The following is a 26,551-nucleotide window of genomic DNA, read 5'->3' as shown; positions in this document are numbered from 1 at the left end:
AAGCAAGTTATATCATAATAGTTATAATTTAATTAGAGGTGATGTATTGAATTATGAAGAAAGCATTTTTAGCTATAAAAGAACTTTTAATAATATTTTGGTGGCAAGATATAGAAAAGTCTAATTTTTTTGTGAGAATATTAAATTATATATTTGCATTTACATTAAGTTTTGGTGTTTTTTCTTGGGTATACTTATCTAATATGAACTTGATTCTTAAAATAATTGTAGGAACTTATGGGATTCTTACTTTTATGTCATTTTGGCCAGCTTCAAATTTATTAGATGAGGAATCTGAAGTTAAGGGATCAATATTTTATATTTTCCAAAATGTACTTATAATATTTTCATTTATAATTATTTTAAGATATGTTATAAAGGAGCGATTAATTTGAGTTTTGATGAATTAGCACAAAAATGGGATACTGATAGAAGGATTAAAAGAGCTAAAATAATAGCTAATGAAATAAGCAAATCAATTAATAGTAATAAAAATTATTCAGCTATGGAGTTTGGATGTGGAACAGGACTTATAAGTTTTAATTTATATGATAAGTTTAAAGATATTACCCTTATTGATTCTTCACAAGGAATGATAGACATACTTAATTGTAAAATTAAAGAGTATAAAGTAAATAATATGTTCACTAATCATATGAATATATTAGAAGAAAAGAATTTAAATATGAAATTTGACGTTATATATAATTCAATGGTTTTACATCATATTAATGATACTGAATCAATAATTAAAAAGTTTTATGGATTACTTAATGAAGATGGTCAACTATGTATTGTAGATCTAGATGAAGAAGATGGTAGCTTTCATAAAAAATATCCGGATTTTACTGGGCATAATGGTTTTAATCAAGAAAAACTGAAAAATATTCTAATTAATATTGGTTTTAAGCATGTAGAATCAAATACATTTTTTTATGATGAGAAGATTATAAATGAAGAAAAACATAATTATTCATTGTTTTTAATGAAAGCAAGAAAGTAAGGTGAAAAGTTATAATGAAGAAACAAGAATTAAAAATAGAAAATATTCCAGCAATTTTGTGGGGAGATAAGTCAGATAAACTATTTGTAGTTGTACATGGAAATATGTCAAATAAAGCAGATGATACAATTGTTATATTTGCAGAAGAAGCAATAGCATCAGGTTATCAAGTACTTAGTTTTGATTTACCTGAACATGGTGATCGTAAAGAAGAAGCTTATGCTTGCAAAGTTCAAAACTGTGTTAAAGATCTTAACATTATTATGAAATATGCAAAATCATTATCAAAAAATATAAGTGTTTTTGCTTGTAGCATGGGAGCATATTTCAGTTTATTAGCATATAAGAATGAACCATTAAAGCAATGTTTATTTCTTTCACCAGTAGTAAATATGGAACGTATAATAAATAATATGATGACATGGTTTAATGTAAGTGAAGAAATGCTAAAGAGTAAAGAAGAAATTGAAACTCCTGTTGGACAAACTTTATATTGGGATTATTATTGCTATGTTAAAGACAATCCTATTGAAGCATGGAATAAACCAACATCAATTCTTTATGGATCAGAAGATAATTTATGTGAGTTTCAGATAGTATCTGAATTTACAAAACAATTTGATTGTGATTTACAAGTTATGGAGAATGGAGAACACTATTTTCATACTGAAGAACAATTACAATTTTTAAGACAATGGCTTAAAAAGATACTTCTTTAAAAAATAAGAATGTTTATTGAATAATAAGACATTAAAAATATTTTATAAAATATTAATTGCCTCTTACCTAGGGTATGCATTTATACTATAATTTATAGAATTACATCAGGAGGAGAGAAGATGAATATAAAAATTCAATATAATTGTTTCAATGTAAATTGGAATGATGTATCTAGTATATTAAAAGAGGTAGGAATGGCGTATTTTGAAGGAAAAATACATAAAAAAGCTTTTGAAAATAGTCATGCTGTTGTGTTTGTTTTTGATGAGGATAAGCTAATTGGTTTTGGTCGTGCGATTTCAGATGGGGTTTGCCAAGCAGCAATTTATGATATAGCAGTATTGCCTGAATATCAAGGTAAAAAAATAGGTGCAGCAATTGTTGATAATATATTAAGACTTATTCCACAATGCAATTTTATTTTATACGCTTCTCCAGGAAAAGAAATTTTTTATGAAAAACAAAACTTTAAAAAAATGAAAACAGGTATGGCACTATTTATTAATTCAGAAAGAATGAAAATGCGAGGGTTTACTGAATAGATTTATAGTGAAGAGAAGCATTAATACTTAGAAATGTTAATGCTTCTTTTACATTTGTGCTATACTTATGTTAGGTATATAAAAATAAATAACAAGTTAAAGATTCAACGAATATTTTGTGAAATACAATGACTTGGGTTGTGCTATTAGCAGGTTCTAAGAAAGAAGTAGTGCACAAAATAAAAGGGTATACTGACTAGTTATTTATTTCAATGTGCCTTATAAATATTAAGATTAAATAATAAGTTTAGATAAGGAAGAAAGTCATGGGAAAAAAGATAAAAATGAGATATCCAATGTATCTTAAAGAATTTAAGTGTATAGGTGGGAGCTGTGAAGATAGTTGTTGTATTGGATGGGATGTAGATATAGATAAAATTACATTTAAGCAATACTATAAAGTTGAAGATAAAGAAATGAGAAAAATGTTTCAAAAGAATGTTCATAATAACAATTATTATTGTAGTGAGGATGTAGACTATGGAAAAGTTAAGCTTAAACAGGGAAAAAGGTGTCCATTTTTAGATGATAAAAACTACTGTATGATTCATTCTAAATTGGGAGAAGAATATCTTTCAAATGTTTGCAGTTCATTTCCTAGAATTACAAATAAAATAGATGGATATTATGAAATGTCTCTTGATGTAGCATGTCCAGAAGCAGCAAGGATTCTTTTACTAAAAGAAGAAGGCATTGATTTTAAAGAAAGTGAAGAATTTTTAGGTAAACATATTTTATCAAGTGATATTAATACTACTTCTAAGGAATTTAAAAATTCACCAGTGAAGTATTTTAAAGAGATTAGAGAAATAAGCATAAATATAATAAAAAATAGGAAATTTGATTTAAGTGAGAGACTATATATATTAGGGGAATTTCTAAAAAGAGTAGAAGAGGAGATAGATTATAATTTTAATAATGTACATAAGTTTATTAAAGAATATGATATAAATTCAGTAGATTTATATGAAAAGAATTATATGAATTATATTCTTCAAGTTGGGTTCTTTAAAAATATGGTAGAAGATTTAAATGTATTTGAAGAAATTGATAGTGAGATTTTTAAAGAGTATACTAAGGAACTTATTTCAGGATTTAAGTTTGACGAAATAAAAGACGTAACCCAAAAAACACAATTTTATGTAGAGGCATTTAAAGATTATGTTGGAAAATTCATAAATACTTATAGTTATATTTTTGAAAATTATTTAGTTAATTTTATATATAAAAACTTATTTCCATTTTCAGAATCAGAAAGTGTATTTGATGGATATATAATGCTTTTAACAAGATATTCATTTTTAAGATTTTATTTAGTTGGTAGATATCTAAATAATAAAGTTGAATCACCAGAAAATATAGTTAAATTTATACAAGTATTTACTAAAACCACAGAACATCACAAAACATATTTAGCTGATACATTACAACACATAAAAGAAAATGAATTTGATAATTTAGAATTTGCAAAAACATTATTGTAAATTAAAAAAGATATTTTAAATATTTATATGCATTGCTTAAAAAGTCTTTCATAATTTGATAATGCTCAGTTTCAGTATAGTGAACTTTTGAAATAGAGTCCTTAATTTAGTATATGTATGAATTAGGATAAGATATTAATATTATAATTTACAAAAAATAAAGCTACTGTGAAATAACAGTAGCTTTATTGAGAAATATTAGATGCATAGTCAGCAATTAAGCCTTTATCTTGATTGTAGCCAACTACATATAAATCTTCACAATTGGATCCAGTATATTTAAAAAGTGGAGATTTTTTATTTAACAAGGAGAAATTACCTTCTGGTTCTGGAATAAATACATTTTGAACTTGAGATAAGCAAAGTTTAATAGATAAAACAATTCTATTTATATAAGTGTGGTTTGTTACTGTATAGGAGCTATTAGCCACTTTAATGTAGTCTATAGTATATTTTATACCATGCATCTTATGTTTTTTAAAAATATCTCCGTTATCCTTAGGTAAATTAGGTTCATGCAAAAAATTAACATTTAGTGTTTGCTTTATAGGTGTTTTTACAATACCAGATTTAATATGTGATTTAATATTAGATTTAGAGTTAGGTGTATCTGAATATTTAATATTCTTAATAAAAGTACCATCAATTATTAATTGTTTATTTTTATTTAATTGAATATTATCTATAATTACTCTAGTATTTTTAGGATTATTATTATTTAAGTCAATGTAATTTTTAGTGTGAAGTTTAAAATATAATGGAAAAGAATATTCAAAATAAGTCAATATTACTGGAATCTTAGCAACTAATGAACCAGGTTTTCCCATAGGTACATAGTAATCATAATTAATATTGTCACAATTTTTCATTTAATACCTCTTTTTTAATTGATATAAAAATAAATTAAAGGAATTTGCCTCAAAATATTTTTTATACATGTATAGTTAAATACATATAACAATACCTGTTTTAATCAATTTTAATTTTGAGGCAAATTATATATGATGTTTATTATAGAGTTAAATTTAGCAGAAGTCTTCTACTGCAAGTGCTGTTAAAGTAGCATTATTAATTGAGCCACCAACATTTAAAATAAAATCAATTGGAACATATTCTATACTATAAGTTACACAGTCATCACATAAAGATTTATCACAAACTTGGAATGAGAAAGTTTGAGTTCCAGCAAATTCTATAACGTCTGAAAAGCTGTGAGTTCCACAAATATATTCACAACAGCCACTCTTAGAAGTCTTTTTGATCAAAAAGTTTAATCTTAAAGAAACGTCAATAACAGATTTTATTTCACAAGTAAAAGTTAAAAGTGTTGTTGGACATTTTAAACCTTTTGTATCAATACTAACACTAGCAAGTGGAAGTGGCTTAACAGTACCTAAAGCATTATTGCTTATTACTGGAATTGGAGCATAACCGCCACAACTACATTTTAAAATAGCTCTTCCAGCTTTAGGTTTTTCATGATAAATAGGTTCACATGCAACAGGTTTTTTATCTTTAGAAGAATAATCATAATTTGGCATTGAATTTTCGTCCATAATTTTCATTAGTATCCCCTTTTCTTATAATATTTTATAATTAAGTTTATATTTTATAATATGAAAAATATACAAGAAAGTTCCATAAAAAGATAAATATACTCTTTAATAGACTGAAAATGCTTGATAATAGTATATTTTTGCATATAATAGAGAGTAAAATAAAAACACTATGTAGAAAGGAAAATTATTATGAATAAAAATGATAAATGCATAGATGTAGAAGTAGAGAACTGTAAATCAAATTTAGATAAATTAAATTATAAGGAATACAATAAGCTTGTAAGAGACAAAATCCCATACATAATAAAAGAAGATGGAAAAGAGTGTGATTTTGAAATTGTAACAAAAGATGAAAAACATACATTATTAGAAAAAAAGTTACAAGAAGAAGTTGATGAATTTATTGAGGATAAAAATTTAGAAGAATTAGCAGATATAATGGAAGTAATAATTGGACTTGCTAAATCTTTAGGATATAGTGAAGAAGAACTTTTAAAAGTTAGGGATAAAAAGAACGCAGAAAGAGGAGGCTTTGAAAAAGGAATTTTATTAAGAAGAGTAATATTTAATGATAATGTTTAGAGAGCATAATATTAATTATAGAACATTATTATAAGTATTTAGATGATAATAAAATATGAACAATAAATAAAATGATATAGATTACCATATTAATTTAGCATTTAATAAAGATAAACAATATTATAAATATTAAAGGACATAAAGAAAAATATTGCATTATTTGGTAACTTAATATTTATTTGGAGGGGCTATGAATAAAAGAAAACTTATGTCATTGTTAAAAAGAGAGGAAGGAATTAAATTAGATTATAAATTGAAACTTGATCTTTTAGCCGAAAGTGGAAAGAAGGAACTATCAAAGGATATATGTGCAATTGCTAATACTGGGTATGGACGTGGATATATAATAGTTGGAATACAAGATAAAACAAAAAAGATAATTGGTGTTAAAAAAGAAAATTTATTTAAAGAAGAACAGATTCAACAGATTATAACTTCAAGGTGTGAGCCACCTATACCTTTAAAGGTTGATTTTATTTATATAGATAATAAAAAGATTGGAGTAATAACCATTTATGATGGTGGACAGAAGCCATATCAAATTAGGGAAAATGGAGCTTTTTATATAAGAAGAGGTTCAACAACTGACGTTATGAGGAAACAGGAAATTATAACCCTTCTAGAGCAGAATTTGAATTTGACAATTGAAACATGTCCTCTTGTCAATAGTAGAATAGATATGCTTAATATGGAACTTGTAAAAAGATATTTTAGGCATAAAGGAATCGAAATTAATGATGAAAATAAAGAATTTTTACTTCTTTCATCTGGCATAGCATCACAAGAAAGGGGGAGTACTGAACTTAGATGTACCTATGGAGGACTTCTTGTTTTTTCAGACCATAATTATCTTTGTATTCCAAATAATATGATAAAAATTATGGACAACTTAAATAATGTTTATGGTGATGTTTATATTATTCAAGGAAATCTTTTGACTATGATAGATAAGGCAGAAAAGAAAATATTAGAAATAATAAAAAGCGATTATCCATGTTCAGCTATAACAGAAGCTATAAAGAATGCTGTTCTTTATAGGGAATATTTTGATTTAAACAGAATCATAGAAGTCTCTATAGAAAAGAATAATGTTATTGTTTCAAGCCCAGGAGAACTTATAGATGAAAATATTAAAAGTGAAAGAATTCATTATAATAAAAGAAATATATGGTTGTATGAAAAATTAACAACATTAGATGATGAAAAGAGATTTTTAAATAATGGACAGGGATTTAAACGAATAATAAATTCCTTTAAAAACAAAGGGAAAGTTGAGTTCATAAATTCAAGAACTGAGCATAGCTTTAAAGTAATTCTTCCCGGAGTTTAACATTATCTAAAATTAAGGTAATTATAACAAATAAATGTGAATGAGAGTCTGTTTAATGTAGGCTCTTATTTTCATACTAAATATTATATTTATAGTAAAATATCCATAAAGAAGTTTAAATAAGAGAGAATTTTTAATGAACAGGATTTAGATAGCAAAAAAGTATTATTTTGCAGTTTTTCATAATATCAGGAGACATAAATAATCTGGTTCAGGTGGTTATAAGCCACATGAACCAGATTTTTAAAACTAAAAAACAAATTTGTTATATTAGGGATTTTTTGTTAAATAAAATAGGGTTATTCATATTTAAAGCTATTTACTACACCTTTTAAGTCATTAGTCAGTTTATTAAATTCAATAACCATGTTATTTACATTAGTAATACTGTTAGTTTGCTCTTCTGTAGATGCCAGTGCCTCTTCTGTTGAAGCAGCAGTCTCCTCTGCAACGGCTGAAATGTTTTGAATTGAGGTATTTAAAGAACCTACTTCATCAGTAATTTCATTCATTCTTTCTCCAGCTTGCTTAGTGTTATCCATTATTAATGATATATGTTGAAGAATTTCATTGAAGGAAATATCAGTTTTATTTACAATAGATTCTTGTTTTTGAAGTCTATCATTTGCATTATTTATGTGGATAATTGTTTCCTTAACAGCATCTTGCATAGCTTGTACATTTGAATAAACTTCCTTTGTTGATAAAGCAGAGGATTCTGCCAATTTTCGTACTTCTTCTGCAACTACAGCAAAACCTTTACCTTGCTCTCCAGCTCTAGCTGCTTCTATAGCTGCATTTAATGCTAAGAGATTTGTTTGTTCAGCAATTGAACCAATAGTGCTCACTATAGTATTTACTGAATTTGATTTTTCTTCAAGAGTTTTAGCAGCAACTAAAATATTATTAGTAATAGTGTTTATTTCATTCATATGACTTTGTTGTTCCAGTAAAGCATCTTTGCCTATATTTATTGATTCATTTGTTTCTTCATACTGTTTTATTATTTCTGTCATATCTTTGGCAGTTGTGCTAGCATGTTTATTTATCTCATCTAAGGTAGAGGAAACACTTACTATTTCATTTGCCACTTGTTGATTACCTTTGGCAATTTCAGAAACAGTGCAGGTTATTTGATTCATAGATGTATTTACTTCATTAGTATTTTCTGTTAAACTATTGCATCCATCAGTTAGAACGAAAGTACAGTTTGCTGCATCAACAATATTTTTCTTTAGCTTATCTATAAAAATATTGAATTTTTCTGCTACAACACCAAGCTCATCTTTACTTGTGATAGGTAATTTAACAGTTAAATCTCCATCTTTTTCTGCTAAATCAGAAATTTTATCCTTTAGCATGTTTATGGAACTTATTATTTTCTTTAGCAATGTGATGGTTAAAATTAAACAAATAGCTATAATTAACGCTATTCCAATTATTGATGATATCAGCTCTTTTTTGAATTTCTTTTCTGAACTATCTTGTACATATTTTAAGTTTTCAGTTGAATAATCCTGTATTTGCTGAACAATAGCATCAATATTATCTGTAGGAGCACGGTCTATGCCCTTTACCAAAGTATCTACTACATGAAGACTATTGGCGTTTTTGAAATCATAACTCTTAAGAGCTTCATTATATTTAATTCCTAATTCTTCATGAGTTTTTATAGTCTCATCTACTTTTGAGGTATCTAATCCTTGCTGATTCATAAGGTCTTTTAAAGATAATAAATCTTTTTGAGTAGCCTTTTCTTCATCATTAAACCCTGATAGGTATTTTTGAAAATTATTAGTGTCGTTTCCTCTAATTAATAAGTTCTTCCATTCTTGAACTTGCTTTTTAAAATGCACTTGTGCACTTCTAGCAGTATCTATAGATTTAGTTCTTATTATCTCGGAATTAATATTAGTATGAATTTGTTTATTTAAGTTGTATAAAGAGCTTAAACAAAATGTTCCAATTGTGATCATTGATATAATCATAATAGTTAACAGAATATAAAATCCTGTTTTGATTTTAAGATTTTTCAGCAATGTACTACCTCCTGTTTTATCATAGTTTAATATTTTTTATAGATAAAATTTCTCTTCTTGCTATATATATCGTTATTTATTTATAATTACTTTACTTCCAATTATAGGTAAGTTACTTCTTTCGGTTGTAGCTACAAAGCTAGAACTTACTAAATTTCAAGGCATTAAACATAAGATTTAATATTGAATTGTTGTTTTGTAATGAATTTTATAATGATATGGAGAATTTGTTAAAGTTCTATAAATATATCCTAAGACTGAGAAATATAAAGAATAATATGTACTCATTACATTGTTAAGCTTTACTAATAAAAATAAAAAAATATTACTGGAAATCAAAACTTCCAGTAATATTTTTTATGAATATATAAATTATATAGAGTCTTTTAGAATAAAGAATATAGTAGATTTGCTTTCACACAAATCTCACTACATCCTCACAAATTCTACTACATACATTTAAAATAATAATTACATAAACCTATATATTTTCTTTTGATATATTTAAGAATTACATTAAAACATGTAAATCCTATATTATTGCCATAAACCACTTTTATTTATATAGTATCCATTTATTCTAGTATTTACTGCCATTGAACCATTTGGTTTTAAGTAGTACCAATTTCCGTAATAATCCTTAAGCCAGCCTGTTTTCATTGAACCATCTCTATTTAAATAATACCAGTTTCCATCAGTATTTTTAAACCAACCAGTATCCATATGTCCGTTATTTGATAGATGATACCATTTATTATTATCTTTTATCCAACCTTTTTGCATCATGCCTTGATTATTCATATGATACCATTTATTATCTAATGTTTTAATCCAACCTGTTACCACTTGTCCATTTTTAACATATAGCCAATCATTATTTATTTTATTCCAATTGTTATTTGTTAAAGATTGCATTTGTGTATTTGATAATATATATTGATCTTGGTTTTTTGCTTGTATTTCAACTAAATTTTCTTGAATATTGTTTATAAGAACCAACTTATTTGTTATATTATCTAATTTATAAAGATACTTGTCTGTGCTATTTAATTCACTAGTATCTACTTTAATTGGGTTAATATTAGAATTCTCTGTAGTACTTTTACAAGAGATATAAATAAACTTATTGTTATCTGATTTTAAACTAGCTACAGTTCCTTTTACATCACCATTATTAATTTCATAAATTTCGTCTAAAGAGATTTCTTTATTAATATTATTAATTCCAGTTAATGTTTTAGCTACATTTTTTACTGTATTTACTATATTTAAATTCGATGAATCATTAATATTAATTTTAGTGGCATTAGCAATATCAGTTTGATTTTTTATATCTAGTTTATTTTCAGATAAGTTTTTGCTAGATCCGCCACCTGATGAATTACCACCTCTTGAACCACCACCTGAAGAAGTATTAGTGTTTTGCTTGATAGGTTTTATTACATCTTGAGCTTTTTCTTTTAAATTGTTTATTGCTATTTGTAAATGAAGTAGTGCATTATCTACATAGATTTGAGTTATATCATCTCTATCTAATATGTATTTAGCTTCATTTAAAGAATTTAAAAACACATTCCAAGTTTCATCTGTGTAATTACTTTTTAACTTATTTTTATTATCATTATATAATGTTTGTAAATTAGATTTATTAGTTTTTATTACATCTTGAACTTTCTCTTCTGATTGAGATTTTTCTTTTAAATTATTTATTGCTGTTTGCAAATGAAGTAGTGCATTATCTACATAGATTTGAGTTATATCATCTCTATCTAATATGTATTTAGCTTCATTTAAAGAATTTAAAAATACATTCCAAGTTTCATCTGTATAATTTCCCTTTAACTTGCCTTTATTATCATTATATAATCCTTGTAAATTAGATTTATTAAGCTTTATTACATCTTGAGTTTTCTCTTCTGCTTGAGCTTTTTCTTCTGAATTATCTATATAGGTATTATCTGTATCAACATCTTCAACATCATCTAATTCATATTCTTTAGTTGAATATGTAAGATTAGTATTTGTTTGGCTTTGTCCAAATTTAACATTTAGTTTATTGTCTTTTATGTAAAATTGTACAGAATATGAACCAATTATAAAATTAAATTCATCACTTAAGTTTTTAAAAGTTTCTATTTCACCACTATTTATATTAATTTTTTTAATTTCAAGTTCAGATAAATAATATATATCTTTATTGTGAGCCGTTAAATTTAACATAGTAGTATTTTGGGTTATATTTTGTTTAAGTAAAGATTTATTAGTACCATTTAAATCACATTTCCATAAGTCAGTTCCAACTAAATAGTATAATTTATTTTTGATTCTTACAGCGTTTTTTCCATTAACCCTAGTTCCATTTACTGTTCTAAATAAATTATCAAAGGTTGTATCAATACAATTTCCAGGTATTGTAGATGTCCAAGGATGTATTTTATACATTACACTATCTGAACAATTAAAATTTTTATACATAATTTTATTAGTTTCTGGAGTAGGGTCATCCCATGTTAAATCTGTTTGATAGTAATTTCCATCTATATTTACATAATTCCATGCATGATCGCTATTTGTAACTATTCCAGCTTCAATACCATATTCATTTAATAAAAGCATATTAGCTTTTGAATATCCATCACAAACAGCTATTTCATTAACCAGTGCACCATATGATGTATGTGAAATATTTGGAACTGTTTTTTTATCATAATTATCTTTATCATAAGTGCAGTTTTGTGTAATGTAGTCATGAATAGCATATTCTATTTCTAATTCTGTTGAGCACTCATCTAAATAGTTTTCCTTAATGTCATTTATTTTGCTATTTAGTTTATCTTTCATTTTATCTATAACATCATTACTATATTCATAAGTAACCTCTATATCACATGATTTTAATTCTCCAGAGGATGGATTATATGCACAGTTACTAAACTTTACAGAAGTTGGACTACAGTAGAAAAATTGTGGATTTTCATACATTACATCAAAGTATAAATCAAGAACTTTACTTGAATTGTTTTTTATATCATCTAGATTGATAAGATCTTTTATGTCAATATTAGTTTCACAATTTTCAATTCCATTTTTAATTCTTTCTTTAATTTCTTCCTTATTGCTTTCAAAAAAACTAAAACTAGCATATCTTTTTACACGTCTACTATTTCTAGGCATTTTAGATTTTAAATATTCATCTAAAGTTCGTGTATTATCTTCAACTGTTATAAGATCTTCTTCAGGTTTTTCAGTTATTTCATTTGTTACAAAGTCTTCTTTAGGTTTTTCAGTTATTTCATCTACTTTATCATTCTCAACTGGATTAATAAAAGCAGCGGCACCAGTAGTAACTTTACTTTGGTTTAATTCTAAAGTATTTTTATCTAATTCGTTATTATGATTTTCCTGATTTTCTATGCTAATTGCATCATTAATTTCTTCATCCTTAGCATAAGCACATGTATTAGTAATACTTGTAGTAACTGCTATGGCTATTAAGCTTGAAATAATTTGGTTTCTTTTTTTCATTTAATTTATTTCCCCTTTATATTTGAGTTGCTTGAATAATAATACATTTATGGTTTAAATGTATTTTATTACATATATTTATCGAAAAGGTAGAGTAATTCTTTATAAATAAAACCATATTATGTATAAAAAAACTGAATCTAAAGAGTTTACCTATGTCAAACTTAAACAAATGTGAATATATTCTTAATTTCTCTTTTGTTTGAATAAAAATCATTTGTAGGATAAAATAATAATGATAGAAATTTTTTCTAAGGATCAGAAAATAATCTTAACTATAAAGGAGGTATTAGTATGAATGAAGTAGTAAATAATAGGTGTCTATCATCTTGTGACTTAAGTAGATATGATGAAAATGTAATATCATTAACTTTATTTGGTAGTTATAATACCGAATTTTGGATTGAAGGTAAGAGTGATATTGATATTTTAGTATTAGTTAAACATAAAAGTTTTGATTTGGAATATAAAATTGAAGAATATTATTATCCATTAATATCAAAATTTTTTCAGTATAACAATATTCATTTTACTTTTATAGCTTTAAATGATTTTGATAAAGTATTTGCAGATATTTATATAGATTTTAAAGAAAAAATAATTTTTGATATGAACTTACATTATGATTTTCTACTATATATTAGCAAATTTAACAGAATAAACGAAAATCTTATAAATTTAGTTAGAAAGGATTGGGAATCAAAGTATGGTGTATTATAGATATAAAAAAGAAAGACTAAATGATAAATTTAATAGTGCATATGATTTTTTAATAAAAATTAGAAAAGCCATAAAATTATATTGTGAAATGCCTAACGATATAGTAGCAAGGGGAATGACTGGCTACTTTTCTGATTTCACAGAATACATAATAGATATTTGTGAAACTTATTTAGTAATTAACGATAGATATAGTCCAAGATTGAGTGGTGTAGAGTTAGTTAAAACTGCTTCAAGTTTTGGATTAATGGATGAATTTCTTTGTGACTTTATAGTTAAATGTATAGTTTTAAGAAATAGATTTACACATGATTATTATAAAAGGGATATTGCAGAAAAAGATATAGTAAAGTTTTGTCATTCGCAAATGTTATATCTTGATATATTTTTAGAGGCATCTAATGAATTTATAAAGTTAGAATATAAATTCAATAAAGTGAAAGATGCTTAGTAAATTAAGAAAGTATACAAAGAAATAGATATATTTTGTATTATTATAGCATATCCAAGTATAGAACTTAATAAATGTTATAATGATTTGTTAGGAATAAGAGTAATTGTCTTAGAGTATAGTGAGATTTTAAAGCAAGATTTAAAAATATTCAGAGTTGCCGATATGAGACATGGAAAAGCTAATGATGATGGATACAGAGGAATACATCTATATTATCAAAACAGTAACAAACATTATCCAATTGAAATACAAATTAATTCAAAAAGAGATAGGCAAATAAATGATTGGTTACATATACATTTGTACAAACATATTAAAGATAATAATATTGGAAGGTTATTAAGAGAAAAATATGACAATGGCGAAATTAAAAATGAAGAAGATTTTAAGGAGGTATTAAACTATGTGTTATCTAGTAGCAAAGAGGTTTGATAAGGAAGGTAGTTTAGTATTAGAAGCAGAACAAGGACAAAGATTAGCTTCATTATCTAAATATTTAACATTAACAACATTAGAGAATGGAGTTCAAATAGTAACTTTAAATGATTTAGAAAGTTATAAAGAATATTTCCCATATACGCTAGTGAATAATGAAGTTGAATTTATAAGTAAAGTAGTTAATATGTAATATGGACTTTAGAGTTATAATATGTAAATGGCAAAGAAACTATTAGTTTATAAATAAAATATGAATGAGAGTCTATTGTAATGTAGACTCTTATTTTTATGCAATTAAGTTTTACGAAAGTTATGAATTACACAAAACATGTTAAATAATGCTAAAATATGATAAAATATAGACAATAGAGTTAATTTTACATTAAAATTGATAATAAATAGTATTATTTTAATATATAATAAGTCCGATATTTAACAAAAAATAACAAGTTGTTATTAGGAATCATATGATAAAAACTTAAAAGTATAGGAAGGAAGAATCAGAATTGGAAAAGGATATTTTTACCTACTTAGAAAAAGATTATAGATATCTTAATAATTATATAAAAGATATAAATGAAGCTTTATTTACATCTCCTCATACCGCAATTATTAAGGGAAGAACGTTTATTGAAAATTTAACCCAAGAAATAGCTAAAATTGAAGGTTATGGTTTATTAAATACTATGACGCAAGTTGAAAGATTAAGAAACCTAGAAGAAGAAGGAATTTTTACAGAGGATATAGATAAATTATTTCATGCAGTAAGATTACTTGGAAATAAAGCAGCTCATTCAAATTTAGAAGGTGAGTTAGAAGCTGCTTTAAATATTCATAAGAATATTTATAAAATTACAAGCTGGTTTGTTGAAGTTTATGTAGACCCTATGTTTGAAGCTTTACCGTATAAAAATCCTATGCCATCAACGGATAAATCATCTGAAATAAATGAAGAAGTGATAACAAAAATAATGAATAAAATGATGGATAGTTTTATTGGAAAACAGCAAGAAAATGTATCAATTAATAAAGAAAATAATCCAGAAGTTCAATTAGATATAGTAAAAAATAAAGAAGATATTGATGATGCTTATACAGGAATGGTATTAGAAGGCATATTTAATGATGATGAACCAGATAAGAAATGTTTAATACAAGAATTATCAAGATTAAAAGAATCATCTAAAGAAGCTGTTGAAAGTCTAGGTGAATTTACTCCTTTTAAAAAATATATGCATATAGTAAGAGATGCACAAACAGGATTAGATGAATTAATACATAAAGCAAATGAATCTAGTCATTCTCAATTAATTTTAGTCTGTGGTAGTGTAGGGGATGGTAAATCGCATATAATATCATATTTTAATAATAGATATCCTGAAATTATGAAGAATTTTACTCTTCATAATGATGCTACAGAAAGCTTAGAACCTAATAAAACATCAATGGATACTTTAAATGAAGTATTGGATGAATTTAGTGATGAAAAAATTGATATAAGTAAAGAAAAGTTTATTTTAGCAATAAACTTAGGAACTTTGAATAATTTTATTGATTCTAAATATGGACATAGATTTACTAAATTAAAAGAATTTGTACAAGACAAAAAGATATTAGAATCTAGTATTGAAGATAGTAGCTTTAATGATAATAGTTCTTTTCAGTTTGTAAATTTTAGTGATTATCATATTTTTACATTAAAAGATGGAAAAGTTCATTCATCATATATTAAATCGCTTATACAGAAAATAACACAGTCATTGGAAATTGATTTTACAGAAAAAAATATATTTTATAGTTCATATAAGAGGAATTGTAGTCAATGTGGGAATAAAGAATGTTGTCCAATTAAAGCAAATTATGAATTACTAGCAAAAGATAATATACAAGATGCAATTGTTGAATTATTAGTTCAATGCATAGTGAAAAATAAGATAATTATTTCAACAAGAGCTTTATTAAACTTTATGTATGAATTAATAATACCAAGATCATATATTGATGTAAATTCCCCAACATTTAAAAATAAAATAGCAAAATTGAATAATCAGGAGTATATAAAATCTTTGATACCTAACATTATTTTTGAGCATAAAGAATTATCATTTATATTTGAAGCTTTAAATAGTATTGATCCATTAAATATAAGAAATGAAAAAATTGATGATTTTGTTATAGAGTTTAATAATGCATCTAATATATTAAATTATTTTAAAGAATATGTTGATTATCCAAAGGGATATATAAATAAAATAAATTATGTTGATTTTAATGAAACTGAAGATAAGAAAATAAGAGATGAACTATTAAAGTTATTTATTAGAAGTTATTATATTTGCGGAAGAAATGACTTATTTTCTTTAAGAGATAAAGATTATGATGAATATATGAATGCATTATTTTATTGGAATAAAGGAAATAAATCTAAGCTTAAGAATGTTTATAATAATGTTAAACAAGGAATTATGAAATGGAATGGTGAAGCTGATAAAGATCAAATAAACATATTTTTAGGTAAAAATCAAATTAAATATAAGATAAGTGAAAACATTAAATTAAAAGCTGATGCAAGTAATTTGCCTAAAAATGACGATGATGATCTTAAGAAATTTATTGAAACTTTGAAATTAAAATATAAAGGTGAAAAAGCAGAAAAATCATATGAAATAGACATTGATTATAGACTATATAAATTATTAGTTCAGGTTAATAATGGATATAGACCTAATAAAAAGGATAAGAATCATTTTATCAAGTTTGTTGAGTTTATTAATAAGCTTGAAGAATCAGGTTCACAAAACGAAGAACTTATGTTTACTGAAAAGAATAGAGAAAATAATAAGCAATTTAAATTAGAATATGATGAAGAATTTGAAACTTATAGATTTGTGGAGATATAAAGTATGGAAGAAAATAAAGTTTATGAATTAAATTTAGAAAAAATATATGATGATTTTAAATTCACTGATAATAGTTTAACTCATAGTCAATGTAAAAAACTCAAGTTATTACCATTTGCAGCTAATGACAAAACATTATTTACAAAGTTTGATGGTGTTGTTGGTGAAGTTTCAAGACTTTTGTGTAATAAAAAATTAGAAAGTGATTTTAATGCTTTAGAGTTTATAGAAAATGTTGTAGATGAAATTGGAGAATTTGAAGGGGATACAAGTAAAGAGTCATTTAGAAATATAATTAAAACTATGTTTATAGATAATGATAACTTAGCTAATTTTGATATAAAAACTATTAATTATATATCTTCTACAAGTTCAGAAGAAAAAATAGCTAAATTTATATATTCAATATTTTTTACAGACGAGTTAAAGAACATTATTGAAAAATATTACAATAGAGATGTTGATAATATTTTATATAAATTAGTACTAAAAGCATTACCAAAATTAAAAGAGAAACAATCATCAGTTGATAAATATATATGTTATATACCATTTATAAATGAGTTATTTGTTAATGATTTTAAATTTTTAATACAGGATGAAGAGCTATATAAGAATTCATTAAATAGATTTTTAGAATTTTATTATTTGTTTTATATATCTCAATTATCAATGAAATTAAGTCAATTTGAAAAGGCGAATTTAGAGAATCCAGAGAAGTTATATTTTACATTAAGTTGGGAAAGTATGTCTAAAAATAGAACAGCTTATTTATATGGTTGGGAAAAACTTAAAGGATATGTTGAATCATTATTTTCACATGCTATAACATTAGAATTTTTAAATCATAGTAATTTTGATAAACAATTAGGATATGTAGAATTATTTAAAATATTTAATACTAATGAAGAGAAAATTCAACAAGATATAGATAAATTATGTGATGAATATATTAGTAGAAGACAAGAAGGAATAATTTGGGATGGATTTACTGTAAAAAGAGGAAATAGCGGAAATAAGGCTTTTGATAAAGTGTATAGATTATTTGAATCTATTGAACATCAATTTCAAGGAAAGGCATCTACTAGAACAAGAGCGTATAATGCATATAGCAATTGGTTTGTTAAATTCGTGCAAGATAACTTTGGAAAAAGAAGAGGTTCTCTTGGATATAGCTTAAACTTGAATGAAGAAGATATTATTTTACTAACTAAAATATGTATTAATAATAAGAAGAGATTAAAATTAAACTTATTATTTAAGGAATTCGAAAAAAGAGGTATTTCATTTGATAGAGATTCCAAAATTAAAATAATACAATTATACGAAAAGCTAAACTTATTAGAAAAGAAATCAGATAGCGGGGATGCACAATATGTCAGATCAATTTTATAGTTATTTATCAGAAAAAATAGTAGATTTTTTTAGAATGAATCCACTAAGTAGTGGAGCAAAATATAATATTCAATTTGAAAAAGAAGAACAAGTAAGAGCTTTATATGAATCAATAAATAAAAATAATACTCTTGCTAGAGAATTTGAGTATAAAGATTTAAATGGAGAAGTTAAATATAAGACATATCTTTTAGATTTCCAAAATGTTAAATTAATAGTTTCTGCGACAATAGATGATATTCAACCAGATTTTTTAACTAGACTTAGAAATATGGTTGGAGTTGAAGATGGATATAAAGATAAAGCTATATTATTTATTCATAATACAACATTAGATAGTATTATGGGAGGAACTGAATCGTTCACTAAAGAAGGTATGCCTTTTCATATAAAATCAATACAAGAAGATATTAGAGGAAATTTAGAAAAATCTAGATTTTCAGAAGTGGATAAAGCTATTATAGAATTAGACTTAGAAAGAAAAAGTAAAGAGTTATTTGGAGACAGTATATCTATTTTTGAATATAAAGATTTACTTGCAACGGTAAATGGTACTTGTATTGAAAAAGAACAATATAAAAATTTTGGATTGTTCTATGATAGTAAATTAAAAAATTGCAATAATAAGAAAGAACTTAATAATAGACTAAGAGATAATACATTTAGCTTTAATAAAGTAAGTGAAATTCATAATTATGGTAATCCAGAAACTCAACTTGAAAAGTATTTTGATGATAAAGGTGTAGATAAATTAAAAGGTGATGACTGGAAGGAAGTTGACTTTAAAGAAGTAGAAAAATTTGTTGAGGCTAAAAAAGCAACCAAACCATTAGAATATATTTCAGGCTCAGAATCATGGGATAAAGAAGAAGGGACATCTAAAGCGAAGTCAAGAATAAGAAATATTATTGTTTTTAATGAAGATCATAAACAAGATATAGAACTAGAATTCTCTTTTGATGATACTTTATATAAAGAATTTTTAAAAATAGATGGAGATATTGAAGCTATAACTTCCGGGAAAAAGATAAAAGCTACCCTTCATTACTGTGATGGTGATGCTAGCTTCTATAAAATTGTTTATAAAAATGATAAAGGCATTAAATTTGAATTTAAAATAGTTATAGTAGGATTTAATGAAAAATATTTTGAAAGTATAAAAACTAAATATTCTATTATTGTAAAAAATAAAAATAGTCATATTTTAATTAAAACAAATGAAAATTCTGTAGTATTCAATGAATTTGAATCTAGTTCTACAGTTGAGGAAATATACGATAATTATGATACGGTTGAAGTAAAAAATCAAGAAAAATTAGAATTGAAAATTAGTGATAATTTCGAATATGAAAATGATAGTGATTTAATAAAGTTTAAAATTAAAATAGATGAAAGTGTAGTTCCTTTTGGCATTAGAGGAACTAGTGAAAAAATAGCTCCAATAGAAGGATTAAAAGTATGGAAATTAAAAAGAGAGAAGAAAAGTGATTTTAAATTTATTGGAGAAAATAAGCTTCAGCATGGAACTAAAGAATATTTTGCTAGAGATGAATTTAGAAAAAATCTATGTTTAGAGAAGCAAATTATAGAATGTGAAGGAGTATATTTTACAGAATCTGAAGAGGGACTAGACTCTATAGATTTAGAATTAAATCCTAAGGTTAAAGAAAGCTATGATGAAATATTAAGATATTATAAGATAGCTAATAAACTTCCAAGTTTAACTTATTTAAATGATGAATTAAAGAATCTTTATCATAACTTTATTAAATGTTATATAAATGAATTAAACAACATTACTGAAGGTTCATTACTTAGTAGAGAACAAAAGAACTTATTTAGGATAGGAATGATAGAAAGAAAAATAGAGGATCGAGAAGTAATATTAACTCCTCTTCATCCTTTAAATATTGTATATCAATTACACTTAAGTAATGAATTTCTTGAAGAAGAAATGAACGATGATATTATTAAAAAACTTACATCAACATATCTTTTACCTTATATTACTGTTGATGAAAAGAAACTGTATATTCCTATGGAACAATTTAATTCTCCAGAATGGAAGTATTATGTAGATGCAGAACTTCCAAGATATAAGAGCTCAAGAAACTTTGTATCTAAATTAGTAAATGAAAAAATTGAAGAGTTTGTTGGACACTTTAAATATTTATTTAATATGGGTAATAATGCACCAATAAGAATTAATTTAATAAATACAGGTGATAGTAAAGAAATTCTTCAAGGAATATTTAAATATTATATAAAGCAACTTAAAGGTAAGAATAAAAAAGTATTACCAATTGATTTATTCATTTATTCAAATAAGAATATTACAAATGCTTTTGAAGAAGTGGCATTTAATGATAATATAAATGATTTAAAAGATATATATGGTTTAGATTTAAATGTTGATAATATGTCTGAAGAGGATGTATTAGATTTATATAGAGAAAAGGTACATTTTTATTCTAAGAAGATAGAAAATGGAATTGAATATGCACATATTACCTTTGTAGAAATGAGTAATGATGTTAAAACAATAATATCTAATATGGATGAGATACCATCAGGAATAATATTAAATGGACTAATTTCAGGAGTACCATCAGTATTTTTAGGAGATGCATATAGAACGGGTTTTGGTACTAAGTATGCTAATACTAAAACTGAACTAATGACTATAGCAAGTAAGCTTAATGCATTAGATACGGCTATGGATGGAGCACCTTTTCATATAAATCAATGTAAAGCTATCTCTGTAGATAATGATAATAAAACTACACTAGATAATATTTATAATTCCAGCCATTGGGTTACATTTATAGATCCAAAAGTAGATTTGAATTTCTTTAAGAATGATCCAGATGCTAAAGACTTACTTATTATTCATTATAGTGATCAATATACTACAGCAGGTGGTTATGATGCAATTACGGTTACAAGAAAGTCAGGTCCATATCAAAAGGTTATAGAAGAGTTTTTAACTAAAAAGGGAATAGAAAATGCTAAGATTCATTCACCAAATGTAATAAATATGTTTAATGCTATTAATGGAGATTGGTTACTTAGATTATTATCAAGTAAATCACATTTTCCAAAGGAAAAAATAAGTATACTATCTGCAGTTAAATTAGCATTAGCTAAATTTAAAAAAGATAATATAATCTGGGTACCAGTATCTTTAGAAGAAGTTTTAAGAGTATCAGGAGGGGCAGGACTTAAACAAAATGAAGGCTTTTTGTCAGCTAAAAAGTTAGGATTTGAAAATAATGGTGCTACAAGTGATGATATTCTTTTAGTAGGAATTGAAAAGGCTGGTGATAAGACTTATGTACATTATTATCCTATAGAAGTTAAGATAGGTGATAATTCAAATTCTTATATTAATAAAGGTATAGAACAAGCAAAATCAACTAAAAAGATTTTTAATGAAATATTATTACCTAAAGAAGATAAAGAATTAAGCAGTACACAAAAAGTATATAGGAACTTTTTAATGCAGTTAGTAATAACAAGTGCTGAAAAATTTAATCTTTATAATGTTTGTAATGAAGAAAATTGGATTAGCGTAATTGATTCAGATTTAAGAAGAATATTATTAAATGAAGAATATGTAATAAGTAATTTTATAGAAGAATCTATAGGTGAAGCAGCTGTTATTTCATTTAAAAAGGAAAATTATTTTGACAACATTAAAAAAGAAGATAATGTTTTAGTTATTGAAATGTCTGAACAAGATGGATTTGAATTTATAACTAAAACAGTTGGAGAAATAAGAAAAGAAGCAGGAAATATAGAAATAAATAGCGTAATACCTGAAAATCAAGAAAATACTAAAAAAGAAATTAATAATAAAAAAGATGGAAATGATGAAATAAGAAAATATGGAACACCTGATGGTCAGACTTTAAACAATAAACCAGAAGATGAAGGAGTTTTAACACCAGAAGAAATGATTACAGATCAATCTGGATTAGAACAAAATGAATCATCAATAGTTGCAGATCCATCTTCTGAAGATAAAGATGAAAATAATAGAAATATGCAAATTTTATTTGGGGTTAATCAAAAGAATAATAAAGAAGTATATTGGTGCCCTAATGATACAAATAAATTAATGCATACTAATACAGGAATAATAGGAACTATGGGAACAGGTAAAACTCAGTTTACTAAATCTATGGTTACACAAATTTATAAAGAATCTAAATATAATGTAGATAGTAAAGAAGTTGGAATATTAATCTTTGATTATAAGGGAGATTATAATAAATCAAAACAAGATTTCTTAGAAGCTACAGATGCAAAAGTATTTGAATTATATCATTTACCGTTCAATCCATTATCAGTAGTAAAAGCAGTAAATTCAAAACCAATGCTTCCACTTCATACTGCAAATGGGTTAAAAGAAACATTAGCAAAAGCTTTTGGATTAGGAATAAAGCAAGAAACATTACTTAGAGATTTAATTATGGAAGCTTATGAAAAGAGAGGAATAATTAAAAATCAACCAGATACATGGGATAAGCCAGCACCAACACTTAAAGATGTATATGATATTTATGTTGGCAAAGAAGATTTAAAAGAAGATAGTTTATATGCTGCATTTAGTAATTTAATAGATTTTGAAATATTTGAACCAGATTGTAATGAAACACAAAGTTTATTTGATTTAATTGATGGAGTTACCGTTATAGATCTATCAGGATATGATCCAGGAATACAAAATCTTGTTGTAGCTATAACTTTAGATTTATTCTATTCACAAATGCAAGCTTATGGACATAGTAAAATTGATGATCAATTAAGACAATTAAATAAGATTGTATTAGTAGATGAAGCTGATAACTTCTTAAGTAAAAATTTCTCATCATTAAAGAAGATTCTTAAAGAAGGAAGGGAATTTGGTGTTGGAACAATACTTTCAACTCAACTTTTAAGTCATTTTTCTACTGGAGAGAATGAATATGCTAATTATATATTAACTTGGGTAGTTCATAATGTGGCTGATTTAAATAACAAGGATGTTAAGTATATATTTAATACTCAAAGTAAGAGTGAAGAAGAGAATATTTATAGTAAAATAAAGAGTCTTAATAAACATTACAGCTTAGTTAAAATGGGTGATAGTGATAGGGCTGTGTTTATGAAAGATAGGGCTTTTTGGGAAATAGTTAAATAGGAATTGAGGTTAATTTAAGAATTAATTTACTAATGAGGTGAGAGTATGATTGGAATATGTGACACACCATTTTATATAACATATAATTGTGATCCAGATGATTTTAAGGATATATTTATTAAAGATATTTCTTTTTCAAAACGGTTATACAAAAGATTATATGAAGCATCGATTTTTTCAGTGGAAGAATTGTTGTATTCTAATTCAGAAAAACTATCAAAGATAAAAGGATTTGGATCAGGGTGTATAAACGAAATAGATAATTATATACAAAGCTTAAAGGTAAGAAATAGTAGTAATGATGATAAAATAAAAAATAAATTCTCTATTACTAAAGAACTAAAATTATACAAAAATAATATTATTAATAATGATTTTTCTTTTGAAAAAACTTGCGAGTTATCTAAAATTTCAATAGAGCAGTTGGATATTTTGAAGAGAGGATATTGTTTATTCGATCCTCAATTAATTGAATTATGTTATAACAATGACAGTTTTTTAGATGACATAATTAATATGTTTCAATTGTTTGTTAAAATTAATGATAAATTACATAAAGTTCTAAAAAAAATTCCTGAATTTAGATTGAAAAATTATGTCCTAGGTTATATAAATGCATTTTCTAAGAATGATATTGAAAGAAATGAATTATTGTCATACTGTAATTATGATTTAATGACTCTTGATGATTTTATTAGACATAATATTTGTGATAAAAATAAAGGAAATGATATATTTAATAGATTTGTTAATTGGTGTTCCTTTGATTTGATACAAGAAATTAGTGGATTTTTTGATGAATTATTTAAAAGAGATAATGTTAGAATAGTAATTTACATGAGATCGAGAGGAAGTAAATTACAAGAAATTGGAGATAAACTAAATGTATCAAGGGAACGTGCAAGACAAATTGAAATGAAGGCAAATAATAAATTTTTGATTTGGCAGAATTCGTGTAATATTTTATCAAAAGTATCAGCTGATCGTAATGGTGATTATGTATTAACATTGTCAGAAATAATGGATTATATGGGTGATTATTATACTGAAATGTTATTCTTTTTAAAAAATAATAAATTAAGTGATGCAATATATGATAACAAACTTGAAGTTTTCATTTTAGGAGATGATTCTTTACCCAATAAGGTACAGGAATATACTGAAGAATTACCTGATAATTTTAAGGTGAATAAATTTCAAGATTATGTTAAGAAAGGAGTAGAAGAAAAAGGACTTTCTGCTGAATTAATTTCTAAGGCGATTGAAGATAATTATACTCTAACAGGTGAAATATATCATAGAATGAAGTTAACTCTTACTTCCATGTATACAGATATTATGAAACGTTTCTATACAGAAGGACTATATATATATGATGATGATGAATTATTAAAATTTAAGAATACATTAATAAAAGAATATGGAAATATCCAACTTCCAACTAATAATAGGGCAATAAGTGCAAGATTAAGTGACATTGGTGTTCTTTGTGGTAGAGGAATTTATAGACCTAAAAAGGAAAAATATATATCTGATGAATTAGCAAAACAGATCTTTGAATATATTAACGGAAACGAATCTCCAATTTTAATGACTAATATAATTTTTGCTGAGTTTGAAAATAAGTTGATTTATGAAGGAATAGATAATAAATATTATTTACAAGGAATTTTAAGAGAAATTTATGGAGATAAGTTTATATTTACAAGGGATTATGTATCTAAAGATGAGACAATAACTTCTATGTATATGGAGATTGTTAATTATATAAAGAAATTTAAATATCCAGTTAGTAAACAGCAAATATATGATAAGTTTCGTGGGGTGACTGAAATAGTTATTTCAATATCTGTAAGTGACCTTGATATACTTAATTTATTTGGAGAATATATACATGTAGATAATTTGAAAATAACTATGAGTGATATAAAATATTTGGAAAAAATAATTATAGAATTTTTGTCAAATAAAGAAGTATGCCATAGCAAAGAAATTTATGAGTATATATTAAATGATAACTTAGATTTATTGACTAACAATAGTGTTTTTCAACCATTTGGTATGTATAGTTTATTAGAACATTTTTTTAGAGATAAATATTCGTTTTCAAGACCTTTTGTAGCAATGAAGGGAACTATTATTGATAGGCCATTGGAAATATTGAGTGAAATAATATCAAGTACTGAGAGAATAGCTATTCCTTACATTAAATCACTTGCAAAAGAATATCATTTTTATATTGGTAGCATATTAGACTTTATGAATTCATTTAATGATACACATTTACTGATTAGTGATAATGAAATTGCTTCGATTGATTATATTGAGATAAATCTGGAGGTAGCAATATATATTGAAAATTTAATTTATAAAGAATTGTCAGATGCTAAAGCTATTTTTGAATTACAGTGTATTAGCAAATTTCCAATGTTATCAATTCCTTGGAGCGAGTGGTTAATATACAGTATTTTGTATAAATGGTCAGATAAACTTATTGTAGCAACTACATCAAATCAGTTTAGGCAATCTATTCCTATTGTAGCATTAAAAGATGTTGATATAAGTGAAATGATAAATCAAATTTCAAATAAAGGTAGTGGAATAATAAGAGAAATTGATAATTTAGAAAATATAGATGATTTAATTTCCGAATATATTGATTTAGAATAGGGAGT

The 26,551-nt window shown here is 25.0% G+C and carries 19 protein-coding genes; 15 read left to right on the top strand and 4 right to left on the bottom strand.

Going from position 1 to position 26,551, the window contains the following annotated elements; translation table 11 throughout:
* Positions 1 to 53: 53 nt before the first annotated feature.
* From BGI42_RS08660 to fliB, 5 genes are all read left to right on the top strand, one after another.
* The gene (locus BGI42_RS08660; RefSeq protein ID WP_069679933.1) at positions 54 to 395 is read left to right on the top strand and encodes a hypothetical protein; all 342 of its coding nucleotides are present in this window, start codon (positions 54 to 56) and stop codon (positions 393 to 395) included.
* Positions 392 to 1,003: a class I SAM-dependent DNA methyltransferase gene (locus BGI42_RS08655; protein WP_069679932.1), complete on the top strand. Its 612-nt coding sequence runs from the start codon at positions 392 to 394 to the stop codon at positions 1,001 to 1,003. Before BGI42_RS08660 ends, BGI42_RS08655 begins: the two co-directional genes overlap by 4 nt.
* Before the next feature lie 14 nt (positions 1,004 to 1,017).
* Entirely contained in the window at positions 1,018 to 1,722 is a 705-nt protein-coding gene (locus tag BGI42_RS08650; protein WP_069679931.1) for an alpha/beta hydrolase, read from the top strand.
* Positions 1,723 to 1,842: 120 nt separating this feature from the next.
* A complete protein-coding gene (locus BGI42_RS08645) occupies positions 1,843 to 2,265 on the top strand; it encodes a GNAT family N-acetyltransferase (protein ID WP_069679930.1) in 423 nt (140 codons plus the stop codon).
* Positions 2,266 to 2,531: 266 nt separating this feature from the next.
* Positions 2,532 to 3,749 carry a flagellin lysine-N-methylase gene (gene fliB / locus BGI42_RS08640; RefSeq protein WP_069679929.1) on the top strand — a complete coding sequence of 406 codons (1,218 nt, stop codon included), beginning with the start codon at positions 2,532 to 2,534 and terminating at the stop codon, positions 3,747 to 3,749.
* Positions 3,750 to 3,934: 185 nt separating this feature from the next.
* Here the strand turns inward: fliB and BGI42_RS08635 are convergent, their stop codons facing one another.
* On the bottom strand, positions 3,935 to 4,618 hold the full coding sequence (locus tag BGI42_RS08635; protein WP_069679928.1) for a hypothetical protein: 684 nt from the start codon (positions 4,616 to 4,618) through the stop codon (positions 3,935 to 3,937).
* Between the two features lie 156 nt (positions 4,619 to 4,774).
* Positions 4,775 to 5,314 carry a DUF4489 domain-containing protein gene (locus BGI42_RS08630; protein ID WP_069679927.1) on the bottom strand — a complete coding sequence of 180 codons (540 nt, stop codon included), beginning with the start codon at positions 5,312 to 5,314 and terminating at the stop codon, positions 4,775 to 4,777.
* A 183-nt stretch (positions 5,315 to 5,497) separates the two neighbouring features.
* Here BGI42_RS08630 and BGI42_RS08625 point away from each other — a divergent pair, with 183 nt between their 5' ends.
* On the top strand, positions 5,498 to 5,890 hold the full coding sequence (locus BGI42_RS08625) for a nucleoside triphosphate pyrophosphohydrolase (protein WP_242984713.1): 393 nt from the start codon (positions 5,498 to 5,500) through the stop codon (positions 5,888 to 5,890).
* Positions 5,891 to 6,080: 190 nt separating this feature from the next.
* Positions 6,081 to 7,220 carry an AlbA family DNA-binding domain-containing protein gene (locus BGI42_RS08620; protein ID WP_069679926.1) on the top strand — a complete coding sequence of 380 codons (1,140 nt, stop codon included), beginning with the start codon at positions 6,081 to 6,083 and terminating at the stop codon, positions 7,218 to 7,220.
* A gap of 299 nt (positions 7,221 to 7,519) precedes the next feature.
* On the opposite strand, the gene BGI42_RS08615 is transcribed toward BGI42_RS08620, so the two are convergent.
* Positions 7,520 to 9,259, bottom strand: coding sequence for a methyl-accepting chemotaxis protein (locus BGI42_RS08615; RefSeq protein WP_069679925.1), 1,740 nt, complete (start codon positions 9,257 to 9,259; stop codon positions 7,520 to 7,522).
* 537 nt (positions 9,260 to 9,796) lie between these two features.
* Positions 9,797 to 12,784, bottom strand: coding sequence for a transglutaminase domain-containing protein (locus BGI42_RS08610; RefSeq protein ID WP_069679924.1), 2,988 nt, complete (start codon positions 12,782 to 12,784; stop codon positions 9,797 to 9,799).
* A 294-nt stretch (positions 12,785 to 13,078) separates the two neighbouring features.
* On the opposite strand from BGI42_RS08610, the gene BGI42_RS08605 reads away from it, so the two are divergent.
* The 8 genes from BGI42_RS08605 to BGI42_RS08570 all read left to right on the top strand — a co-directional run bounded on the left by BGI42_RS08605 (position 13,079) and on the right by BGI42_RS08570 (position 26,546).
* The gene (locus BGI42_RS08605) at positions 13,079 to 13,504 is read left to right on the top strand and encodes a nucleotidyltransferase domain-containing protein (protein ID WP_069679923.1); all 426 of its coding nucleotides are present in this window, start codon (positions 13,079 to 13,081) and stop codon (positions 13,502 to 13,504) included.
* Entirely contained in the window at positions 13,491 to 13,955 is a 465-nt protein-coding gene (locus BGI42_RS08600) for a hypothetical protein (RefSeq protein WP_069679922.1), read from the top strand. Before BGI42_RS08605 ends, BGI42_RS08600 begins: the two co-directional genes overlap by 14 nt.
* Positions 13,956 to 14,042: 87 nt before the next feature.
* On the top strand, positions 14,043 to 14,390 hold the full coding sequence (locus BGI42_RS08595) for a hypothetical protein (protein WP_105165910.1): 348 nt from the start codon (positions 14,043 to 14,045) through the stop codon (positions 14,388 to 14,390).
* Entirely contained in the window at positions 14,362 to 14,586 is a 225-nt protein-coding gene (locus BGI42_RS08590; RefSeq protein WP_069679921.1) for a DUF6718 family protein, read from the top strand. The genes BGI42_RS08595 and BGI42_RS08590 overlap by 29 nt, the downstream gene beginning before the upstream one ends.
* Positions 14,587 to 14,902: 316 nt before the next feature.
* Positions 14,903 to 17,296 (top strand): DNA phosphorothioation-dependent restriction protein DptF, encoded by a 2,394-nt coding sequence (dptF, locus tag BGI42_RS08585; protein ID WP_069679920.1) that lies wholly within the window; start codon positions 14,903 to 14,905, stop codon positions 17,294 to 17,296.
* A 3-nt stretch (positions 17,297 to 17,299) separates the two neighbouring features.
* Positions 17,300 to 18,691, top strand: a complete 1,392-nt coding sequence (dptG, locus tag BGI42_RS08580) for a DNA phosphorothioation-dependent restriction protein DptG (RefSeq protein WP_069679919.1) — start codon at positions 17,300 to 17,302, stop codon at positions 18,689 to 18,691.
* A complete protein-coding gene (gene dptH, locus BGI42_RS08575; RefSeq protein ID WP_069679918.1) occupies positions 18,672 to 23,876 on the top strand; it encodes a DNA phosphorothioation-dependent restriction protein DptH in 5,205 nt (1,734 codons plus the stop codon). The genes dptG and dptH overlap by 20 nt, the downstream gene beginning before the upstream one ends.
* A gap of 45 nt (positions 23,877 to 23,921) precedes the next feature.
* Positions 23,922 to 26,546 carry a DNA-directed RNA polymerase subunit alpha C-terminal domain-containing protein gene (locus BGI42_RS08570; RefSeq protein ID WP_069679917.1) on the top strand — a complete coding sequence of 875 codons (2,625 nt, stop codon included), beginning with the start codon at positions 23,922 to 23,924 and terminating at the stop codon, positions 26,544 to 26,546.
* The last annotated feature ends 5 nt before the right edge of the window (positions 26,547 to 26,551 follow it).

This window comes from Clostridium taeniosporum (genome assembly GCF_001735765.2).
Lineage (GTDB): Bacteria > Bacillota > Clostridia > Clostridiales > Clostridiaceae > Clostridium > Clostridium taeniosporum.
The sequence above is the reverse complement of the archived record's forward strand: the minus strand, read 5'-3'. Positions and strand labels throughout refer to the sequence as shown.

Bases quoted from the DNA above. Each gene is read 5' to 3' on its own strand.
- BGI42_RS08660 (WP_069679933.1), top strand. From the start codon at position 54: ATGAAGAAAGCATTTTTAGCTATAAAAGAACTTTTAATAATATTTTGG.
- BGI42_RS08650 (WP_069679931.1), top strand. From the start codon at position 1,018: ATGAAGAAACAAGAATTAAAAATAGAAAATATTCCAGCAATTTTGTGG.
- BGI42_RS08645 (WP_069679930.1), top strand. From the start codon at position 1,843: ATGAATATAAAAATTCAATATAATTGTTTCAATGTAAATTGGAATGAT.
- fliB (WP_069679929.1), top strand. From the start codon at position 2,532: ATGGGAAAAAAGATAAAAATGAGATATCCAATGTATCTTAAAGAATTT.
- BGI42_RS08635 (WP_069679928.1), bottom strand. From the start codon at position 4,618: ATGAAAAATTGTGACAATATTAATTATGATTACTATGTACCTATGGGA.
- BGI42_RS08630 (WP_069679927.1), bottom strand. From the start codon at position 5,314: ATGAAAATTATGGACGAAAATTCAATGCCAAATTATGATTATTCTTCT.
- BGI42_RS08625 (WP_242984713.1), top strand. From the start codon at position 5,498: ATGAATAAAAATGATAAATGCATAGATGTAGAAGTAGAGAACTGTAAA.
- BGI42_RS08620 (WP_069679926.1), top strand. From the start codon at position 6,081: ATGAATAAAAGAAAACTTATGTCATTGTTAAAAAGAGAGGAAGGAATT.
- BGI42_RS08610 (WP_069679924.1), bottom strand. From the start codon at position 12,784: ATGAAAAAAAGAAACCAAATTATTTCAAGCTTAATAGCCATAGCAGTT.
- BGI42_RS08605 (WP_069679923.1), top strand. From the start codon at position 13,079: ATGAATGAAGTAGTAAATAATAGGTGTCTATCATCTTGTGACTTAAGT.
- BGI42_RS08600 (WP_069679922.1), top strand. From the start codon at position 13,491: ATGGTGTATTATAGATATAAAAAAGAAAGACTAAATGATAAATTTAAT.
- BGI42_RS08590 (WP_069679921.1), top strand. From the start codon at position 14,362: ATGTGTTATCTAGTAGCAAAGAGGTTTGATAAGGAAGGTAGTTTAGTA.
- dptG (WP_069679919.1), top strand. From the start codon at position 17,300: ATGGAAGAAAATAAAGTTTATGAATTAAATTTAGAAAAAATATATGAT.
- dptH (WP_069679918.1), top strand. From the start codon at position 18,672: ATGTCAGATCAATTTTATAGTTATTTATCAGAAAAAATAGTAGATTTT.
- BGI42_RS08570 (WP_069679917.1), top strand. From the start codon at position 23,922: ATGATTGGAATATGTGACACACCATTTTATATAACATATAATTGTGAT.